This is a genomic window from Streptomyces carpinensis (assembly GCF_002154505.1).
Classification (GTDB): Bacteria; Actinomycetota; Actinomycetes; order Streptomycetales; family Streptomycetaceae; genus Streptomyces; species Streptomyces carpinensis.
On sequence record NZ_MUBM01000049.1, the window covers coordinates 1 to 14,885 of the forward strand.

Annotated in this window: 12 protein-coding genes; 7 read left to right on the forward strand and 5 right to left on the reverse strand. The window is 72.3% G+C overall.

Annotated elements, in window-relative coordinates:
- Positions 1–146 precede the first annotated feature (146 nt).
- On the reverse strand, positions 147–584 hold the full coding sequence (locus BZY54_RS07755) for a MarR family winged helix-turn-helix transcriptional regulator (protein WP_086723917.1): 438 nt from the start codon (positions 582–584) through the stop codon (positions 147–149).
- Positions 585–741: 157 nt separating this feature from the next.
- Here BZY54_RS07755 and BZY54_RS07760 point away from each other — a divergent pair, with 157 nt between their 5' ends.
- Complete coding sequence (locus BZY54_RS07760) at positions 742–924, forward strand: ribbon-helix-helix protein, CopG family (RefSeq protein ID WP_086723919.1); 183 nt, start codon at positions 742–744, stop codon at positions 922–924.
- Between the two features lie 66 nt (positions 925–990).
- Here BZY54_RS07760 and BZY54_RS07765 read toward each other — a convergent pair whose 3' ends face one another.
- A complete protein-coding gene (locus tag BZY54_RS07765) occupies positions 991–2,442 on the reverse strand; it encodes an NCS2 family permease (RefSeq protein WP_086723995.1) in 1,452 nt (483 codons plus the stop codon).
- Positions 2,443–2,694: 252 nt separating this feature from the next.
- Between BZY54_RS07765 and BZY54_RS07770 the strand changes: the two genes are divergently transcribed.
- The gene (locus BZY54_RS07770) at positions 2,695–2,985 is read left to right on the forward strand and encodes a DUF2530 domain-containing protein (protein ID WP_086723921.1); all 291 of its coding nucleotides are present in this window, start codon (positions 2,695–2,697) and stop codon (positions 2,983–2,985) included.
- Positions 2,986–3,170: 185 nt separating this feature from the next.
- Positions 3,171–5,576: an HAD-IC family P-type ATPase gene (locus tag BZY54_RS07775; protein WP_086723923.1), complete on the forward strand. Its 2,406-nt coding sequence runs from the start codon at positions 3,171–3,173 to the stop codon at positions 5,574–5,576.
- A 7-nt stretch (positions 5,577–5,583) separates the two neighbouring features.
- Here the strand turns inward: BZY54_RS07775 and BZY54_RS07780 are convergent, their stop codons facing one another.
- From BZY54_RS07780 to BZY54_RS07790, 3 genes are all read right to left on the reverse strand, one after another.
- Positions 5,584–6,435 (reverse strand): hypothetical protein, encoded by an 852-nt coding sequence (locus BZY54_RS07780; RefSeq protein ID WP_086723924.1) that lies wholly within the window; start codon positions 6,433–6,435, stop codon positions 5,584–5,586.
- A gap of 190 nt (positions 6,436–6,625) precedes the next feature.
- Complete coding sequence (locus tag BZY54_RS07785; protein ID WP_425276267.1) at positions 6,626–9,751, reverse strand: sacsin N-terminal ATP-binding-like domain-containing protein; 3,126 nt, start codon at positions 9,749–9,751, stop codon at positions 6,626–6,628.
- Between the two features lie 210 nt (positions 9,752–9,961).
- The gene (locus BZY54_RS07790) at positions 9,962–10,888 is read right to left on the reverse strand and encodes a DUF3027 domain-containing protein (RefSeq protein ID WP_086723926.1); all 927 of its coding nucleotides are present in this window, start codon (positions 10,886–10,888) and stop codon (positions 9,962–9,964) included.
- A 356-nt stretch (positions 10,889–11,244) separates the two neighbouring features.
- On the opposite strand from BZY54_RS07790, the gene BZY54_RS07795 reads away from it, so the two are divergent.
- The 4 genes from BZY54_RS07795 to BZY54_RS07810 all read left to right on the forward strand — a co-directional run bounded on the left by BZY54_RS07795 (position 11,245) and on the right by BZY54_RS07810 (position 14,868).
- Positions 11,245–12,678, forward strand: a complete 1,434-nt coding sequence (locus BZY54_RS07795; RefSeq protein ID WP_086723999.1) for an MFS transporter — start codon at positions 11,245–11,247, stop codon at positions 12,676–12,678.
- A gap of 96 nt (positions 12,679–12,774) precedes the next feature.
- A complete protein-coding gene (locus BZY54_RS07800; RefSeq protein ID WP_086723928.1) occupies positions 12,775–13,242 on the forward strand; it encodes a DUF2771 domain-containing protein in 468 nt (155 codons plus the stop codon).
- Between the two features lie 20 nt (positions 13,243–13,262).
- On the forward strand, positions 13,263–14,024 hold the full coding sequence (locus tag BZY54_RS07805) for a futalosine hydrolase (protein ID WP_086724001.1): 762 nt from the start codon (positions 13,263–13,265) through the stop codon (positions 14,022–14,024).
- Positions 14,014–14,868, forward strand: coding sequence for a 1,4-dihydroxy-6-naphtoate synthase (locus BZY54_RS07810; protein ID WP_086723930.1), 855 nt, complete (start codon positions 14,014–14,016; stop codon positions 14,866–14,868). Before BZY54_RS07805 ends, BZY54_RS07810 begins: the two co-directional genes overlap by 11 nt.
- Positions 14,869–14,885: the final 17 nt, after the last annotated feature.

A 14,885-nucleotide genomic window follows, 5' to 3' on the forward strand; every position in this document is an offset into this window, starting at 1 on the left:
GTGCGGGGAGTTGTGGGTGGTCGGTGCGGGGGCGGAGTCTGCTCCGGATCCCGTACTCAAAAGGGTTCGCCTCCTTCTGGCTGCTCGTGGGCCGCCGGGGGGCGTGCTCCGCCGTCCCCCGCGGCTCACTCGCCGTCTGACGTGCTTTACAGATGCGCGAGCTTTTCCAGCACGGGGGCGGCCGCGCGCAGTTTCGCCCACTCGTCCTCGTCGAGGCCGTCGACCAGGCCGGCCAGGAAGGCGTTCCGCTTGCGGCGGCTCTCCTCGAGCATGGTCTCGGCCTGCTCGGTCCTGGTGACGACCTTCTGGCGCCGGTCCTCCGGGTGTGGCTCCAGGCGGACCAGTCCCTTGGCCTCGAGCAGCGCCACGATGCGGGTCATCGACGGCGGCTGCACGTGCTCCTTGCGGGCGAGCTCGCCCGGCGTGGCGCTTCCGCAGTTGGACAGGGTGCCCAGCACCGACATCTCGGTGGGGCTGAGCGACTCGTCGACGCGCTGGTGCTTGAGCCGACGGGACAACCGCATCACGGCGGAACGCAGGGAGTTCACGGCGGCGGCGTCGTCGCCATGCGTAAGGTCCGGCATGTTCTTTAGCGTAACTCATTACTCTCGCTAAAGACCACCTGGGACACGCAGGTATCCGGTGACTCTGACCACTACGGGCCGTCGGTATCACTCATATGGGTGATCCGCGTGCGGAACGTGACACGTGCCGCGGAAGTGTGCAGCGACCCTCGTCTGCATGGGGACCGACGTGCTCAGTCTGCGCATGGACCGCGAGCTGCTCGAACGGCTCCGGTCCCACGCCGCGAAAAGAGGAATGAGCGTCCAGGACTATGTCGTCCGGACGCTCATTCGCAATGACTTCGACGAACGGTTCCAGGCCGCCGTCGAGGAGACGGAGCGGTTCTACGGGGTCACGTGAGTGTCGCCGTCACGTGAGCGCGGGGTCGCGTGAGCGCGGCGGTCACACGACCCCGGTCGGCCGGAATCAGGTCAGGCCCAGGGCCGGCATCAGGTAGTAGAAGGCGAAGACCGCCGAGACCACGTACATCGCCGCCGGCACCTCACGGCCGCGGCCGGCGGCCAGGCGCAGCACCACGAAGGTGATGAAGCCCATGCCGATGCCGTTGGTGATCGAGTAGGTGAACGGCATCATCAGCATCGTCACGAAGGCCGGGACGGCGATCGTGTAGTCGGCCCAGTCGATCTCCCTGACCGAGCCGGACAGGATCAGGAAGCCGACCGCGAGCAGCGCCGGGGTGGCCGCCTGGGACGGGACCATCGTGGCGACAGGGGTGAGGAAGAGGGCCACCGCGAACAGCGCGCCGGTGACGACGTTCGCGAAACCGGTGCGAGCTCCCTCGCCCACGCCGGCCGTCGACTCCACGAAGCAGGTGGTGGCCGAGGCGGAGCTGGCGCCACCTGCGGCGACCGCGATGCCGTCGACGAAGAGGACCTTGCTCATGCCGGGCATCTGGCCCTGTGCGTCGGTGAGCTTGGCCTCGTCGCTGATGCCCATGATCGTGCCCATGGCGTCGAAGAAGCAGGACAGCAGCACGGTGAAGACGAACAGCACGCCGGTCAGCACGCCGACCTTGTCGAAGCCGCCGAACAGGCTGACCTTGCCGATCAGGCCGAAGTCCGGGGTGGAGACGGGGTTGCCGGGCCACTTGGGGGTGGTCAGGCCCCAGGACGGGACCTTGGCGACGGCGTTGACGACGACGGCCACGACGGTCATCGCGACGATCGAGATGAGGATCGCGCCGGGCACCTTGCGCACGATCAGAGCGAGCGTGAGCAGCACTCCCAGCACGAAGACGAGGACCGGCCAGCCGTTGAGGTGACCGTCCGCGCCCAGCTGGAGCGGGACGGTGGTGTGGGCGGCGTCCGGAATGCGGGAGACGAAGCCGGAGTCGACCAGGCCGATCAGCATGATGAACAGGCCGATGCCGATGGCGATGCCCTTGCGCAGGCCGAGCGGCACGGCGTTCATCACCCGCTCGCGCAGCCCGGTGGCGACGAGCAGCATGACGACGAAGCCGGCGAGGACGACCATGCCCATGGCGTCCGGCCAGGTCATGCGGGGTGCGAGCTGCAGGGCGACGACGGTGTTGACACCGAGCCCGGCCGCGAGCGCGATCGGCACGTTGCCGATGACACCCATGAGGAGCGTGGTGAAGGCCGCGGTCAGGGCGGTGGCGGTGACGAGCTGGCCGTTGTCGAGCTGGTGCCCGTACATGTCCTTCGCGCTGCCGAGAATGATCGGGTTCAGCACGATGATGTAGGCCATCGCGAAGAAGGTGGCGAAGCCGCCGCGGATCTCGCGGGGCAGGGAGCTGCCGCGCTCGGAGATCTTGAAGTAGCGGTCGAGGGCACCGAACGCGGGCGGCGTGCCGGGCTTCTCGGGGGCGGGGACCTTGGCGGTGGCCGAGGTGGACATGCGGATGACCTCAGGGGTGCGGGAAGTACGGGAGTACCGGACCTGGAACAGGATCAAACGTGATCGAGTCTCGCCGTCTTCGGTCACCAACAGGTCTCCCCCAGGTTGCTGTTGGTGTTTCATACGAAGAGAAGCGGCCAGACCCAGACTGTTTCAGTATGAACATATGAAGCCGAAAAAGGCTATCTCCGCGCGTAGACCCTGGTTCGGGGCCAGGACCTCCACGAGGGTCGCGGGCCGTAAGCTGAGGCCATGGCGAAGTGGACCCCCAAGCACGAGGCGCCGGAGCCCCTGGAGGGCCCCGTGGTCGCCACCATCACCGGCGGCACGATCGTCTGGTTCGTCCTCTTCCTGGTCCAGCTCCCCTTCTACGGCTGGTTCGACGATCACGACCACACCTGGTGGCTCTGGACCTGCCTGGCCGGCGGCTGCCTCGGCCTGATCGGCATCTGGTACGTCCGCAAACGCGACGCGGCGATCAAGCGGGCGGCAGCGGCCCAGGAAGAGACATCCCGGGCGGAACGCCGGGCGTCGGCGGAGTAGGCCGCTCCCGGGCTTGGGCGTCTTCACTCGGCAGAGGCCAGAGACGCAGAGGGCGCAGGTGGCGCAGCCCCGCCGGGGTCCGGGGCGGAGTCCCCAGGGGTGGCTCTTCGTCCTTGCCGAGACGGCTGGGCGGGTGGGCGAAGGTCAACGAGTGAAGGCGCACATCCGCACGTAACGTCGATTGCATGACCTCCCACATCGACGCGGGCGCGGAACTCGACCCCGTGCACCCGGTCCCCCTCCCCGTTCCGCCGGCGCGGCCGAGGGGGCTGAGCCAGGCCGAGGTCGCCGAGCGCCTCGCCCGCGGAGAGGTCAACGACGTACCGGTGCGCAGCAGCCGTTCGCTCGCCGACATCCTCCGCGCGAACGTCCTCACCCGCTTCAACGCGATCATCGGCGTGCTCTGGCTGATCATGCTGTTCGTCGCCCCGATCCAGGACAGCCTCTTCGGCTTCGTGATCCTCGCCAACACCGGCATCGGCATCCTCCAGGAATGGCGGGCGAAGCAGACCCTCGACTCGCTCGCCGTCATCGGCGAGTCCCGCCCCACGGTCCGCCGCGACGACACCGCCGTCGAGATCGCCACCTCCGAGATCGTGCTCGACGACGTGATCGAGGTCGGGCCGGGGGACAAGATCGCCGTCGACGGCGTCTGCGTCGAGGCCGACGGACTGGAGATCGACGAGTCGCTGCTCACGGGCGAGGCCGATCCCGTGGTCAAGCGGCCCGGCGACCAGGTCATGTCCGGCAGCTTCGTCGTCGCCGGCGGTGGCGCCTTCCAGGCCGCCAGGGTCGGCCGCGAGGCCTACGCGGCCCGGCTCGCCGAGGAGGCCTCCCGCTTCACGCTCGTCCACTCCGAGCTGCGCACCGGCATCTCGACCATCCTCAAGTACGTGACGTGGATGATGGTCCCGACCGCCGTCGGTCTCGTCATCAGCCAGCTCGTCGTCAAGAACAGCGATCTGAAGGACTCCGTCGCCCGCACCGTGGGCGGCATCGTCCCCATGGTCCCCGAGGGGCTGGTCCTCCTCACCTCCGTCGCCTTCGCCATCGGTGTGATCCGGCTGGGCCGCAAGCAGTGCCTCGTCCAGGAGCTGCCCGCCATCGAGGGCCTGGCCCGCGTCGACACCGTCTGCCTGGACAAGACCGGCACCCTCACCGAGGGCGGCATGGACGTCACCGAGCTGAGGACGCTGGACGGCCACGACGAGTCGTACGTACGCCGGGTCCTCGGCGCCCTCGGCGAGTCCGACCCGCGCCCGAACGCCTCCCTTCAGGCGATCATCGACGCCTGTCCGGCCAGCGAGGAGTGGCGCTGCGTGGAGTCGCTGCCCTTCTCCTCGGCGCGCAAGTACAGCGGCGCCAGCTTCAGCGAGGGCAACGGCGAGTCCAGTACGTGGCTGCTGGGCGCCCCGGACGTCCTCCTGCCCGCCGGCGCCCCCGCCCTGGCCGAGACCGGGCGGCTGAACGAGCAGGGCCTGCGCGTCCTGCTGCTCGCGCGTGCCGCCCGTGAGCTGGACGATCCGGAGGTGGTCCGCACCGTCACGCCCACCGCGCTGGTCGTACTGGAGCAGCGGCTGCGGCGCGACGCCGCCGACGCCCTGCGCTACTTCGCCGAGCAGAACGTCCGCACCAAGGTCATCTCCGGTGACAACGCGGTCTCCGTGGGGGCGGTGGCCGCCAAGGTCGGTCTCACCGGCGCCGCCGTCGACGCCCGCCGGCTGCCCGCCGAGCGCGACGGCATGGCGCGCGAGCTCGACGCGGGCACCGTGTTCGGGCGGGTCACCCCGCAGCAGAAGCGGGACATGGTCGGCGCGCTGCGGTCGCGCGGGCACACGGTCGCGATGACCGGTGACGGCGTGAACGACGTCCTCGCCCTGAAGGACGCCGACGTGGGCGTGGCGATGGGCTCGGGTTCGGAGGCCACCCGGGCGGTCGCCCAGATCGTGCTGCTGGACAACAGCTTCGCCACGCTGCCGTCGGTGGTCGCCGAGGGGCGGCGGGTGATCGGCAACATCACCCGGGTCGCGACCCTGTTCCTGGTGAAGACGGTCTACTCGGTGCTGCTGGCCGTGCTGGTGGTGTGCTCACAGGTCGAGTACCCGTTCCTGCCCCGGCACCTGACCCTGCTGTCCACGCTCACCATCGGCGTCCCCGCCTTCTTCCTGGCCCTCGCCCCGAACGCGGAACGGGCGCGGCCCCACTTCGTGCGGCGGGTCATGCGCTACGCGGTGCCCGGCGGGCTGGTGGCGGCCGTGGCGACCTTCGTGGTGTACGTGGTCGCCCGCCGCCACTACGCCGGGCCGGACGCTCTCGGCGCGGAGACCAGCGCGGCCACGCTCACGCTCTTCCTGGTCTCGATGTGGGTGCTGGCGATCATCGCCCGTCCCTACACCTGGTGGCGGGTCGCGCTGGTGGCCGTGATGGGCGTGGCGTTCGTGTTCGTGCTGGCCGTGCCCGTGCTCCAGCGCTTCTTCGCGCTGCGGCTGGTGGGGACGGCGATCCCGTGGCTCGCGGTGGGCATCGCCGTCGTGGCGGCGGTCGTCCTGGAGGTGCTGTGGAAGTGGGTCGGCCGCCGCTTCCCCGCCTGAGGCGTGCTTACCGCACGTCGACGTAGTCGCCCGTGGCGCTGACCGGCGCGGTGGTCGAGGTGCCTCCGAAGCTGTAGCGGAAGTAGCCGTCGGCGGAGGCGGTGACCGTGGCCTTCAGACGGCCGGAGGAGTCCGTCGTCACGGTCTTGAGCGTGGTGTAGGTGCTGGTGCCCGCCTTGCGGAACTGCAGCTTCACCGACTGGCCGGCATAGCCGTAGTACTTGAGGTAGTCCCAGCTGGCCCGGGTCAGGGTGCCGGTGACCGTGATGGTCGCGCCCTTCTTCACCGGCTCCGGCGAGGCGTCGGCGGTGAGCTTGGAGTAGCGCTGGAGCATCGTGCTGCCGAGGTGGTCCTGGTCCTTGTAGCCGATCTTGCTCATGTCCGCCGGGTTCGCGGGGTTCTGGCCGTTGAAGGCGATCGCCTCGGCGGCGGCCGTCCAGCTGCCGGCGTCCGCGCTCCTGAGGTCCCCGTCCGCCGGGTAGAAGTCGATCGTGCCCTTGCAGGTGGCGGTGGTCGACGACGTGGCCGTGCAGGTGGCCGGGTTGTCGCCGTAGAACTCCTTGGTGGGGTTGTCGAAGGACCCGCGGTAGATGAACGGGTCGGTGTAGAAGTCCTTCGCGGCGATGTTCACGTCCGCGCCGTGGGTCAGCGTGTAGGTGACCGTGGTGCTGACCTTGTAGTAGGTGCCGACCTTGACCGTCGAGGCGATCTTGAAGTTGGAGAAGCCGACGTTCAGGGTGTACGGCGTGCCGCCCGTCCCGGTGGCGGGAGCGGACCCGGCGGCCTGCGCGGCCGGTCCGGCGAGGGCGGTGAGGGCCAGGGCGCCGCAGACGGCGGCCACGGTGGCTCGAATGCGCATGGGGTTCCCCAAGGTGGAGAAGTGATCTTGGAGTCTGTTGACTCGGGTGATCAGATCCGTGGCGGAAGGGAAGGGTTGTGGTCGCGGATCTTGATTTTGACGGTCCATGCGCAACGCTTGACGTGCCCATTACGTATGCACAGGAACCGGCGCGGCTGTCCTCCCGCGCCGGTTCCGCGGCGGCTCCGGCTCAGTCGAACCAACGGTCGCGGGCCAGTTCCTCCGTACGGGTCGGGTCCTCCAGCAGGGCGGCCACCTCGAAGCGGCGCGGCCACTGGCCCGACGCCCAGGCGAGGCCGGCCGCCACGCCCTCCAGGGTGGCCGCGTGCAGGACACCGTCCGAGGTGAGGCGCCAGTCCAACTCGGTCCCGTCCACGACGAGTTCCTCGTGCTCGACGTACGTGCCGGGCGTACGCGGCCCGAGCAGCACCCGCACCGGCTCCGGTACGTCGTGCTCGGTTCCCTCCGAGTCCACCTCGCCGGTGACGGACTCGCTCAGCCGCCGCACCTGGAACAGTTCGGCCAGCTCCGCGGCCAGCGACGGCCGTACCGGCAGCAGCGGCACACCGGACGTGAACGGCAGCAGGTCCGGGGAGTCGCACACCACGGCGTCGGAGGCGTCCACCACCTCCACCCGCCCGTCGACCACGGCCCGCAGTTCGTCGGGCAGCGTCACCTGTTCCGGATCCAGCTCGGCCAACGCGCCGTAGAGTGCGTGAAGTTGGGCGGGGCCGACCCGCCGTTCGGGGTCGGCGAGCCGGTCCAGCAGTTCGGCGGCGCCACCCGGCTCGTCGAGCAGCGCGGCGACGGACGTGCGCACGCCGAGCGCCCGCAGCACCTGCTCGTCGTCGAAGCCGGTGGCGTCGGCCTCGTCGTACAGCCCGCGCAGCAGCGGGTCGGAGCCGGCGGCGCGCAGGCCGGCCGGACGGCGCCCGCCGAGCACCGGGTTCCCGCGCAGCCACCACGCGGTGTACGGCCGTACGACCTCGTGGGTGCCGTCCGGCAGCAGGATCCGCACCGGCTGGATGAGCGCGTCGCGCAGTGGCGGCCGGGCCAGCAGCGTCAGTGCCCGGGGCCACTGGTCGTCGTCGACGAGGTCCAGGTCGCGCACGGCGACGATCTCGGTGGCCACCGGCGGCACCGGGGTGTCCGGGAAGCGGTCGAGGACGTCCTCGCACCACACGTCCACCGCGTCCAGCAGGCCGGGGTCGTCCGGCTCGGGGAAGTCACCCTCGCGCGGCTCGAGTTCGTCGGGGTCGAGGACGACGTCCGTGGCCCGGACGAGGGCGAAGTCCACGAGCACCCCGCAGGCGGCCAGCGGCTGCTCGCCCCACTTCTCGGCCAGCTCGCGGTCCACGGCAGCGAGTTCCCCCTCGCGCATGACCTGCGCGAACGGGCCGCCGGGGTAGACCAGTTCGCCGGCCGGAGCGAGTTCGCCGTCCTCGTCGGGCAGGGCGAGCGCACCGAGCCAGGGCTCGTCGCCGGGCTCCAGGCCGGCGTCCCGGACCAGGGCGAGGACGGTGTCGGCGAGCTCCTCGGCGTCCGGGGTGTCCTCGTCCCAGCCGCCGCCGTCCTCGTCGAGGGAGGCGGTGACCGCGGCCCGCACCTGCGGGGTGGTGAGCACCGCGCGCGGGGTCGCGGGCAGGGCGCCGAGCTTCTCCAGGACCGGGTGGGCCGCGTCCGGGTGGGCGACCTTCAGCCCGAGCCGGGCCAGCACCCCCGGGTCGGCCGGTGCCGCGTCCGGGGTGGGCAGCAGCACCTGCCGGGGCCCGATCGTCGTCCGGCCGTCGGTCAGCGGGACCGGCAGGCCGGACAGCCGGTCGGGGTCGACGCCCGCGAGGCTGTCGTACAGCCGCCGCCACCAGCCCGGTTCCTTCTCCAGGCCGGCCAGCCGGTCGATCGCCTCGGTCAGCGGCAGGCGGGCCACACCCAGCGTGCGCAGCTCCACGCGCCGTTCCAGCCCGGCGGGCAGCAGGGTGGGCAGCACCTCGGCGAGGACGCGCACGGTGTCGGCGCCGGCGCCCTCGGCCACCTCGGCGTCGCGGGGCCGCAGCGACTCGGGCAGATCGGTGTCGTGCGCCCTGAGGGCCGCCGCGGCGGGCGGCAGGAACGAGGTACGCGGCAGCCGCTGAAGGATCGCCTGGCGCAGCGCGCCGTCCAGTTCGCCCTTGCCCAGCGGGCCGGGCACCAGGTCGATGACGCCCTCGGCCACCGGACGCCAGTCGGCGAGGAGTCCGGCGTAGGCGTCGGCCGCGCGCTGCACCAGGAAGTCGGTGAGCGGGCCGGGCGCGGCGTGCCGGCGGGTGGTGTCCAGCGGGAACGACGCGATGAGCAGCGCCGGGACGCCCAGCGCCTCGTCGCTCGGGGTGGGCGCGTGCACGACGGGGCTGGTGCGCGGGCGGGCCGGGTTGCCGTAGACGTCGACGGGCACGGCCCAGGTGACCGACCAGTGCGGGCGCAGCCGCTCCTCCACCGGCCGGCCGGCGAGCAGGTCCGGGGTGAGGGGGCCGTGGGCGGAGGCGGTACGCCAGTGGGTGATGCCGTCGCCGGAGTCCTCGACGACGGTGAACGCGCCGTCGGTGCGGCGGCTCAGCGTGCGCGGATCCCCGTCGCCGATCTCCACCACGACCTCTTCCAGCCCGGGCAGGGCGAGAAGCAGGGCGTCGTCGACGGCGTGCAGGAGCCGTTCGGCGAGGTCGGCGGCGGCCGTGTCGCGCAGCGGCAGGATGACGACGGTGTCGTAGGGGTCGGGGGCGGTGCCCTCGGCGGCGAACGGCAGCCGCAGCAGCGGTACGTGCCCGTCGCGGCGGCGGATCTCGTCGCCGAGTCCGGGGCTGTGCCGGGCGGTCTGCTCGGCCAGGTCGCGGGCCTCGGCCAGGGACCAGCGGACACCGCCGTGCCGGCCGACGACCGCGGGCTCGTCGGTGACGGCGAGGACGGCGGCGAAGCCGACGCCGAAGCGGCCCACGGAGGGCAGGCCGCCGGAGGAGGCGTCCCGCTTGGCGGAGGCGCGCAGGGTGGACAGCGACTCCACACCGGCCGCGTCCAGCGGGGCACCGGTGTTGGCGGCGATGAGGACGCCGTCGCGCAGGGTGAGGCGCAGCCGGCCGGGCACACCCGCGCGGGCGGCCGCGTCGGCGGCGTTCTGGGCCAGCTCGACCACGAGCCGGTCCCGGTAGCCGCCGAGGACCAGGTCCTCCTCGGCGTTGGCGTCCTCGCGGAACCGGGCCGGGCTGGCCGCCCAGGCGTCCAGCACGCCACGCCGCAGACGCACGGTCCCGAACGGGTCGCCTCCGGCGGACGGCTGCACCAACATGCTCACGTCGTTCATTCTCCTCATGAGGGTGAGGACGAAGGTACCGCGAGCTGTTCGACACCGGTCGGCGTCCAGCAGCCCGTCCTGGGGGTACCCCATTGCTCGAGATCGCTCGAAGAGATTCGCGGGAGATCAGGGACGAGGCCGTTCGGGCCGACAGCGGGCCGGGGGCGAAGCCACTGGGACATCACCCCTCACGCGCCCGTGGGCCTACGAGTGCCCCAGCTCGGCGGTGTCCTCGTCGGAGACGTCCGGCACGGAGCCGGAGTCCCGCGCGGGCCGCAGCGGGAACGGGTCCACCCGCGTCTCGTCGATCACCGGCGGAGCCGGCTGCGGCGGCTTCGGCATGACCGCGGCCTCGGAGTGCCCGCCGCAGCCGTACGTCAGGGAGACCACCCGTCCGTCGGCCGGGGAGAACTCGTTGGCGCAGACCCCGAAGGCCTGCCCCAGGGAGCCGCCGATCGGCACCAGGAAGCCGCAGGTCGCGCAGGACGCCGGGGCCGCCTGGGCCATCGGCGTCTTCGCGCCGTAGGCCTCCTCCCAGCGATCGGCGGCGACATGCAGGCCGTAGCGGGACAGGACCCGGGCGCGGCGCATGCCCAGTTCCTCGGCGAGCGCCGCGATGGAACCGCGCGACGGCACCGTGGGGAGGTTCTTCGGCGGGCCGGCGGTGACGTCGGCGTCCTCGGCCTCGGCCAGCTCCGCCATGTCCCGGGAGACGGCGGAGTTCGGCGCGGGCTCGTCCTCGCCGGAGAAACCCGGCTCCAGACGGAGGTCCTCGGCGTCCGTGGGCAGCAGGTCGCCCGGGCCCATGTCGCCGGGGCGCAGCCGCTCGCTCCAGGGCACCCACTCGGGGGCGAGCAGCGCGTCGGGGCCGGGCAGCAGTACGGCCTCGTCCAGAGTGACGATCTTCGCGCGGGAGGCGCGGGCCACCGTCACGGCCCAGCGCCAGCCCCGGTAGCCGAGCTCCTTGCACTCGAAGAAGTGCGTGACGACGCGGTCGCCCTCGGACACCACCCCCGTGTGCTCGCCGACGACGCCGGGCGCGGCCGCCTCCTCGGCTGCGGCGCGGGCGAGGTCGACGGCCTCGGCGCACAGGCGGTCGGGGGTGCGGCTTCGCGTGCTCGCTGCGCTCACAGGTATCGCTTCTCTCCTACGCCGTCTCTCGGGTGCGCCGGCCTGAAGGCGGCGGGGCGGACGGAGCGGACCCTCGGACCGCGTCGACGTCCGCGCCCGATCGCGCTCGGGCGCACCTACGTCATCCATTCTGCGGTATGCCCGTAAGGCGCGCGGCCGAGAACGTTCGCCACGGCGCGCTACGCACGCTACCTTCTCGCTGCCGCTGGGCCTACACCGACGGTTGCTTCACTGCTGGCCGACGAGCGGTTGCCTGGGTCCTTCGGGGTCCTCGGGGCTGCGTCGGTCGGGGGGCGATCGGTCCGATCCAGGACGTAATGGCGCTACTCGCGGCCGTCTCGGGGCACTATGACGGGGTGGCAGCCGCGAGGACGCCTCAGGAGACCACCGGGCTCGGTGAGCCCGAAGGGTTGAAGGGGAGCAGCAGCCGGGGCAGCGGTTCGGGCCGGTTCGGCGGGCCCGTCCGCGCGGTCTGGCGTGCCCTGCGCCTTCCGGTCACGGGAACCGTCCGCGGCATCCGCCGGGTCACCCACGCGCACGGCGCGGGCGAGTCCGGGCTGGGCAAGCTGATCGAGTTGCACGCCGTGAACGGCGCCGGTGACGTCATGGTCACCGTCGCGCTCGCCTCCACGGTGTTCTTCTCCGTCCCCACCGACGAGGCCCGCGGCCGGGTCGCGCTCTACCTCGCCATCACCATGGCGCCCTTCACGGTCCTCGCGCCCGTGATCGGCCCGCTGCTCGACCGGCTGCCGCACGGCCGCCGGGCCGCGATGGCCGCCGCGATGCTCGCCCGGGCGCTGCTGGCGCTGATCATCGCGGGCGCGGCGGCCAGCGGCAGCCTGGAGCTGTATCCGGCGGCGCTGGGCGTCCTGGTGGCCTCCAAGGCGTACGGGGTGGTGCGGAGTGCGGTCGTGCCGCGGCTGCTGCCGCCCCAGTTCTCCCTGGTGAAGGCGAACTCGCGGGTGACGCTCGGCGGTCTGCTCGCCACCGGGGTGGCCGCGCCGATCGGGGCGGGACTGCACCTGATCGGTTCCCGCTGGCCGCTCTACGGCGCCTTTGTGATCTTCGTCGCCGGCACGTTCCTGTCCTTCTCCCTGCCGCCGAAGGTCGACTCGGCCAAGGGCGAGGACCGGGCGCTGCTCACCGCCGACGAGCAGCCGCACGGGCCGCTCCGCAAACCGACCAAGCGGCCCGGGCTGCGCTCCGTGGGCACAGCCGTCACGCACGCCCTCGCCGCCAACGCCGCCCTGCGCTGCCTGTCCGGCTTCCTGATCTTCTTCCTCGCCTTCCTGCTGCGGGAGCATCCGCTGGCCGGCCAGAGCGCGGCCGTGTCGCTGGGGATGGTGGGGGTCGCGGCGGGGGCGGGCAACGCGCTCGGCACGGCGGTCGGTGCCTGGCTGCGCTCACGGGCCCCCGAGATCATCATCGTGACGGTCGTCGCGATCGTGCTGGGCGCGGCGCTAGCGGCCGCGGTCCTCTTCGGCGCGTTCCTGGTGACCGTCCTGGCCGCGATCGCCGGTTTCGGGCAGGCGCTGGGCAAGCTGTCCCTGGACGCGCTGATCCAGCGGGACGTTCCGGAACTGGTGCGCACATCGGCGTTCGCGCGCTCCGAGACGCTGCTGCAGATGGCCTGGGTGCTCGGCGGCGCGATCGGCATCGTGCTGCCCCTCAACGGTGTGCTGGGCCTGTCGGTGGGTGCGGCGATCGTGGCCACCGGATGGCTCAGCACCGTGCGTGGCCTGCTGGCCTCGGCCCGCCACAACGGCGCCACCCGCCCCCGGGCGGCCTGACCACCCGGCGCTCCGATGCCGCCCCACCCGCTCGGCGCACGGCACGCCGCACCCCCGCGTGGCCGGGCTGCTGGACGTGCCCGATAGCCTTCGGCCATGACCTCGCTGCAATCCGCCGTGCGACGCCGCCGCGCCGTCGCCGCCGCCGGTGCCGTTTCCGCCGGACTGCTCGCCCTGTCGGCCTGCTCCAAGCCGACGCCGATCGCCACGATCACCGTGGGCGGCGATTCGGTGCACTCGGAAGCCACCTGCTACAACGACGGCAACCCGGTCAAGACGGCCGACCTGCCGAAGTGCCTGAAGTCGGACAACACGATCAAGGTCGACCCCGACGACACCGTCCGCTTCGGCGTCGACCCCGACATCGCGGACAAGGGCTGGACCATCCTGATGAACGGTCAGCCGCTGACCGACTCCAGCAAGAAGACCTACCGCACCATCCCGGGCAGTGTGTTCTTCAACGCCCAGTACGGCGCCAGCGGCAACTCGACGTGGGTGGCCATCAAGGAGGGCGAGAAGGACGTGACCGGCGTGTGGTCCTTCAAGCTGCAGAAGGCCTCCTGACCGCGTCCTCGGTGACCTCCGTGCGCGTACTCGTCGCCACCGCCGTTGCGCCCGAGCGGGACGCGGTGGCACGGGCTTTCCCGGGGCCGCCCGCGCATGAGGTGCCGCTGCCCGGGGCGACCCTGCACCGGGTCGCGGGGCCGGCCGGATCCGGCCGGTTCGACCTGCTCGCCGCCGGGGTCGGTCCCTCCCTCGCCGCCGCCTCCACCGCCACCGCGCTCACCGCCGCCGCGCTCGCCGGTGCCCCGTACGACCTCGTCGTCTCCACCGGCATCGCGGGCGGCTTCGCGCCGGACGCGACCGGCAGGGCGGCCCCCGGAACGGCTCCCGGCGCGCCCGTCGGGTCGCTCGTCGTCGCCGACGAGATCACCGCGGCCGACCTGGGTGCCGAGACCGGCGACGGTTTCCTGCCGGTGACCGAGCTCGGCTTCGGCACCGTCACGCACCGCCCACCCGAACCACTCGTCCGGGCGATCGCCGCCGCGACCGGCGCACCCACCGGCACGGTGCTGACCGTCTCCACCGTGACCGGCACCGCGGCCCGCGCCGGCGCCCTGCGCGCCCGCCATCCCCGCGCCCTCGCCGAGGCCATGGAGGGCTTCGGCGTCGCCGAGGCGGCCGCCTCGCACGGCGTCCCCGTGCTGGAGCTGCGCGCGGTCTCCAACCCCGTCGGCCCGCGCGACCGCGCCGCCTGGCGCATCGGCGACGCCCTGGCCGCCCTGACCGAGGGTTTCGGGAAGACCGCCCCCGTACTGGAGAGTTGGAACCCACATGAGCTCTGAGCACCCGCGACTGCAGATCGCCTACTCGCCCTGTCCCAACGACACGTTCGTCTTCGACGCCGTCGCCCACGGCCGCGTGCCGGGCGCGCCCGCGCTGGACGTCACGTTCGCCGACATCGACGTCACCAACGGCATGGCCGAGCGCGGCGAGTTCGACGTGCTGAAGGTGTCGTACGCCGTGCTGCCGTACGTCCTCGGCGAGTACGCGCTGCTGCCCTGCGGCGGCGCGCTGGGCAGGGGCTGCGGTCCGCTGGTGCTCACCCGGGAGCCGGACGCCGACCTGAGCGGCCGCACGGTCGCCGTGCCGAGCGAGAAGTCGACGGCCTACCTGCTGTTCCGTCTGTGGGCGGCGGACACCGTGCCCGGTGGGGTCGGCGAGATCGTGGTCATGCCGTTCCACGAGATCATGCCGGCCGTACGGGACGGGAAGATCGACGCCGGGCTGGTGATCCACGAGGCCCGCTTCACGTACCAGAACTACGGGCTGCACAAGCTCGCCGACATGGGCGAGCACTGGGAGGACACCACCGGCCTGCCGATCCCGCTCGGCGCGATCATCGCCAAGCGGTCACTGGGCGCCGAGGCGCTGACCCGCCTGGCCGACTCGATCCGGGCGTCCGTGCACGCCGCCTGGGACGACCCGGAGGCATCCCGGCCGTACGTCATGGAGCACGCCCAGGAGATGGATCCGGCCGTCGCCGACCAGCACATCGGCCTGTACGTCAACGAGTTCACCGCCGGCCTCGGCCCGGACGGCTACGCGGCGGTCCGCGGGCTGCTCACCCGTGCGGCGGCCGAGGGACTCCTCCCGCCCCTCGGCCCGGACGCGCTCGACTTCCCGTAGGCCCCGGTTCTCCCGCC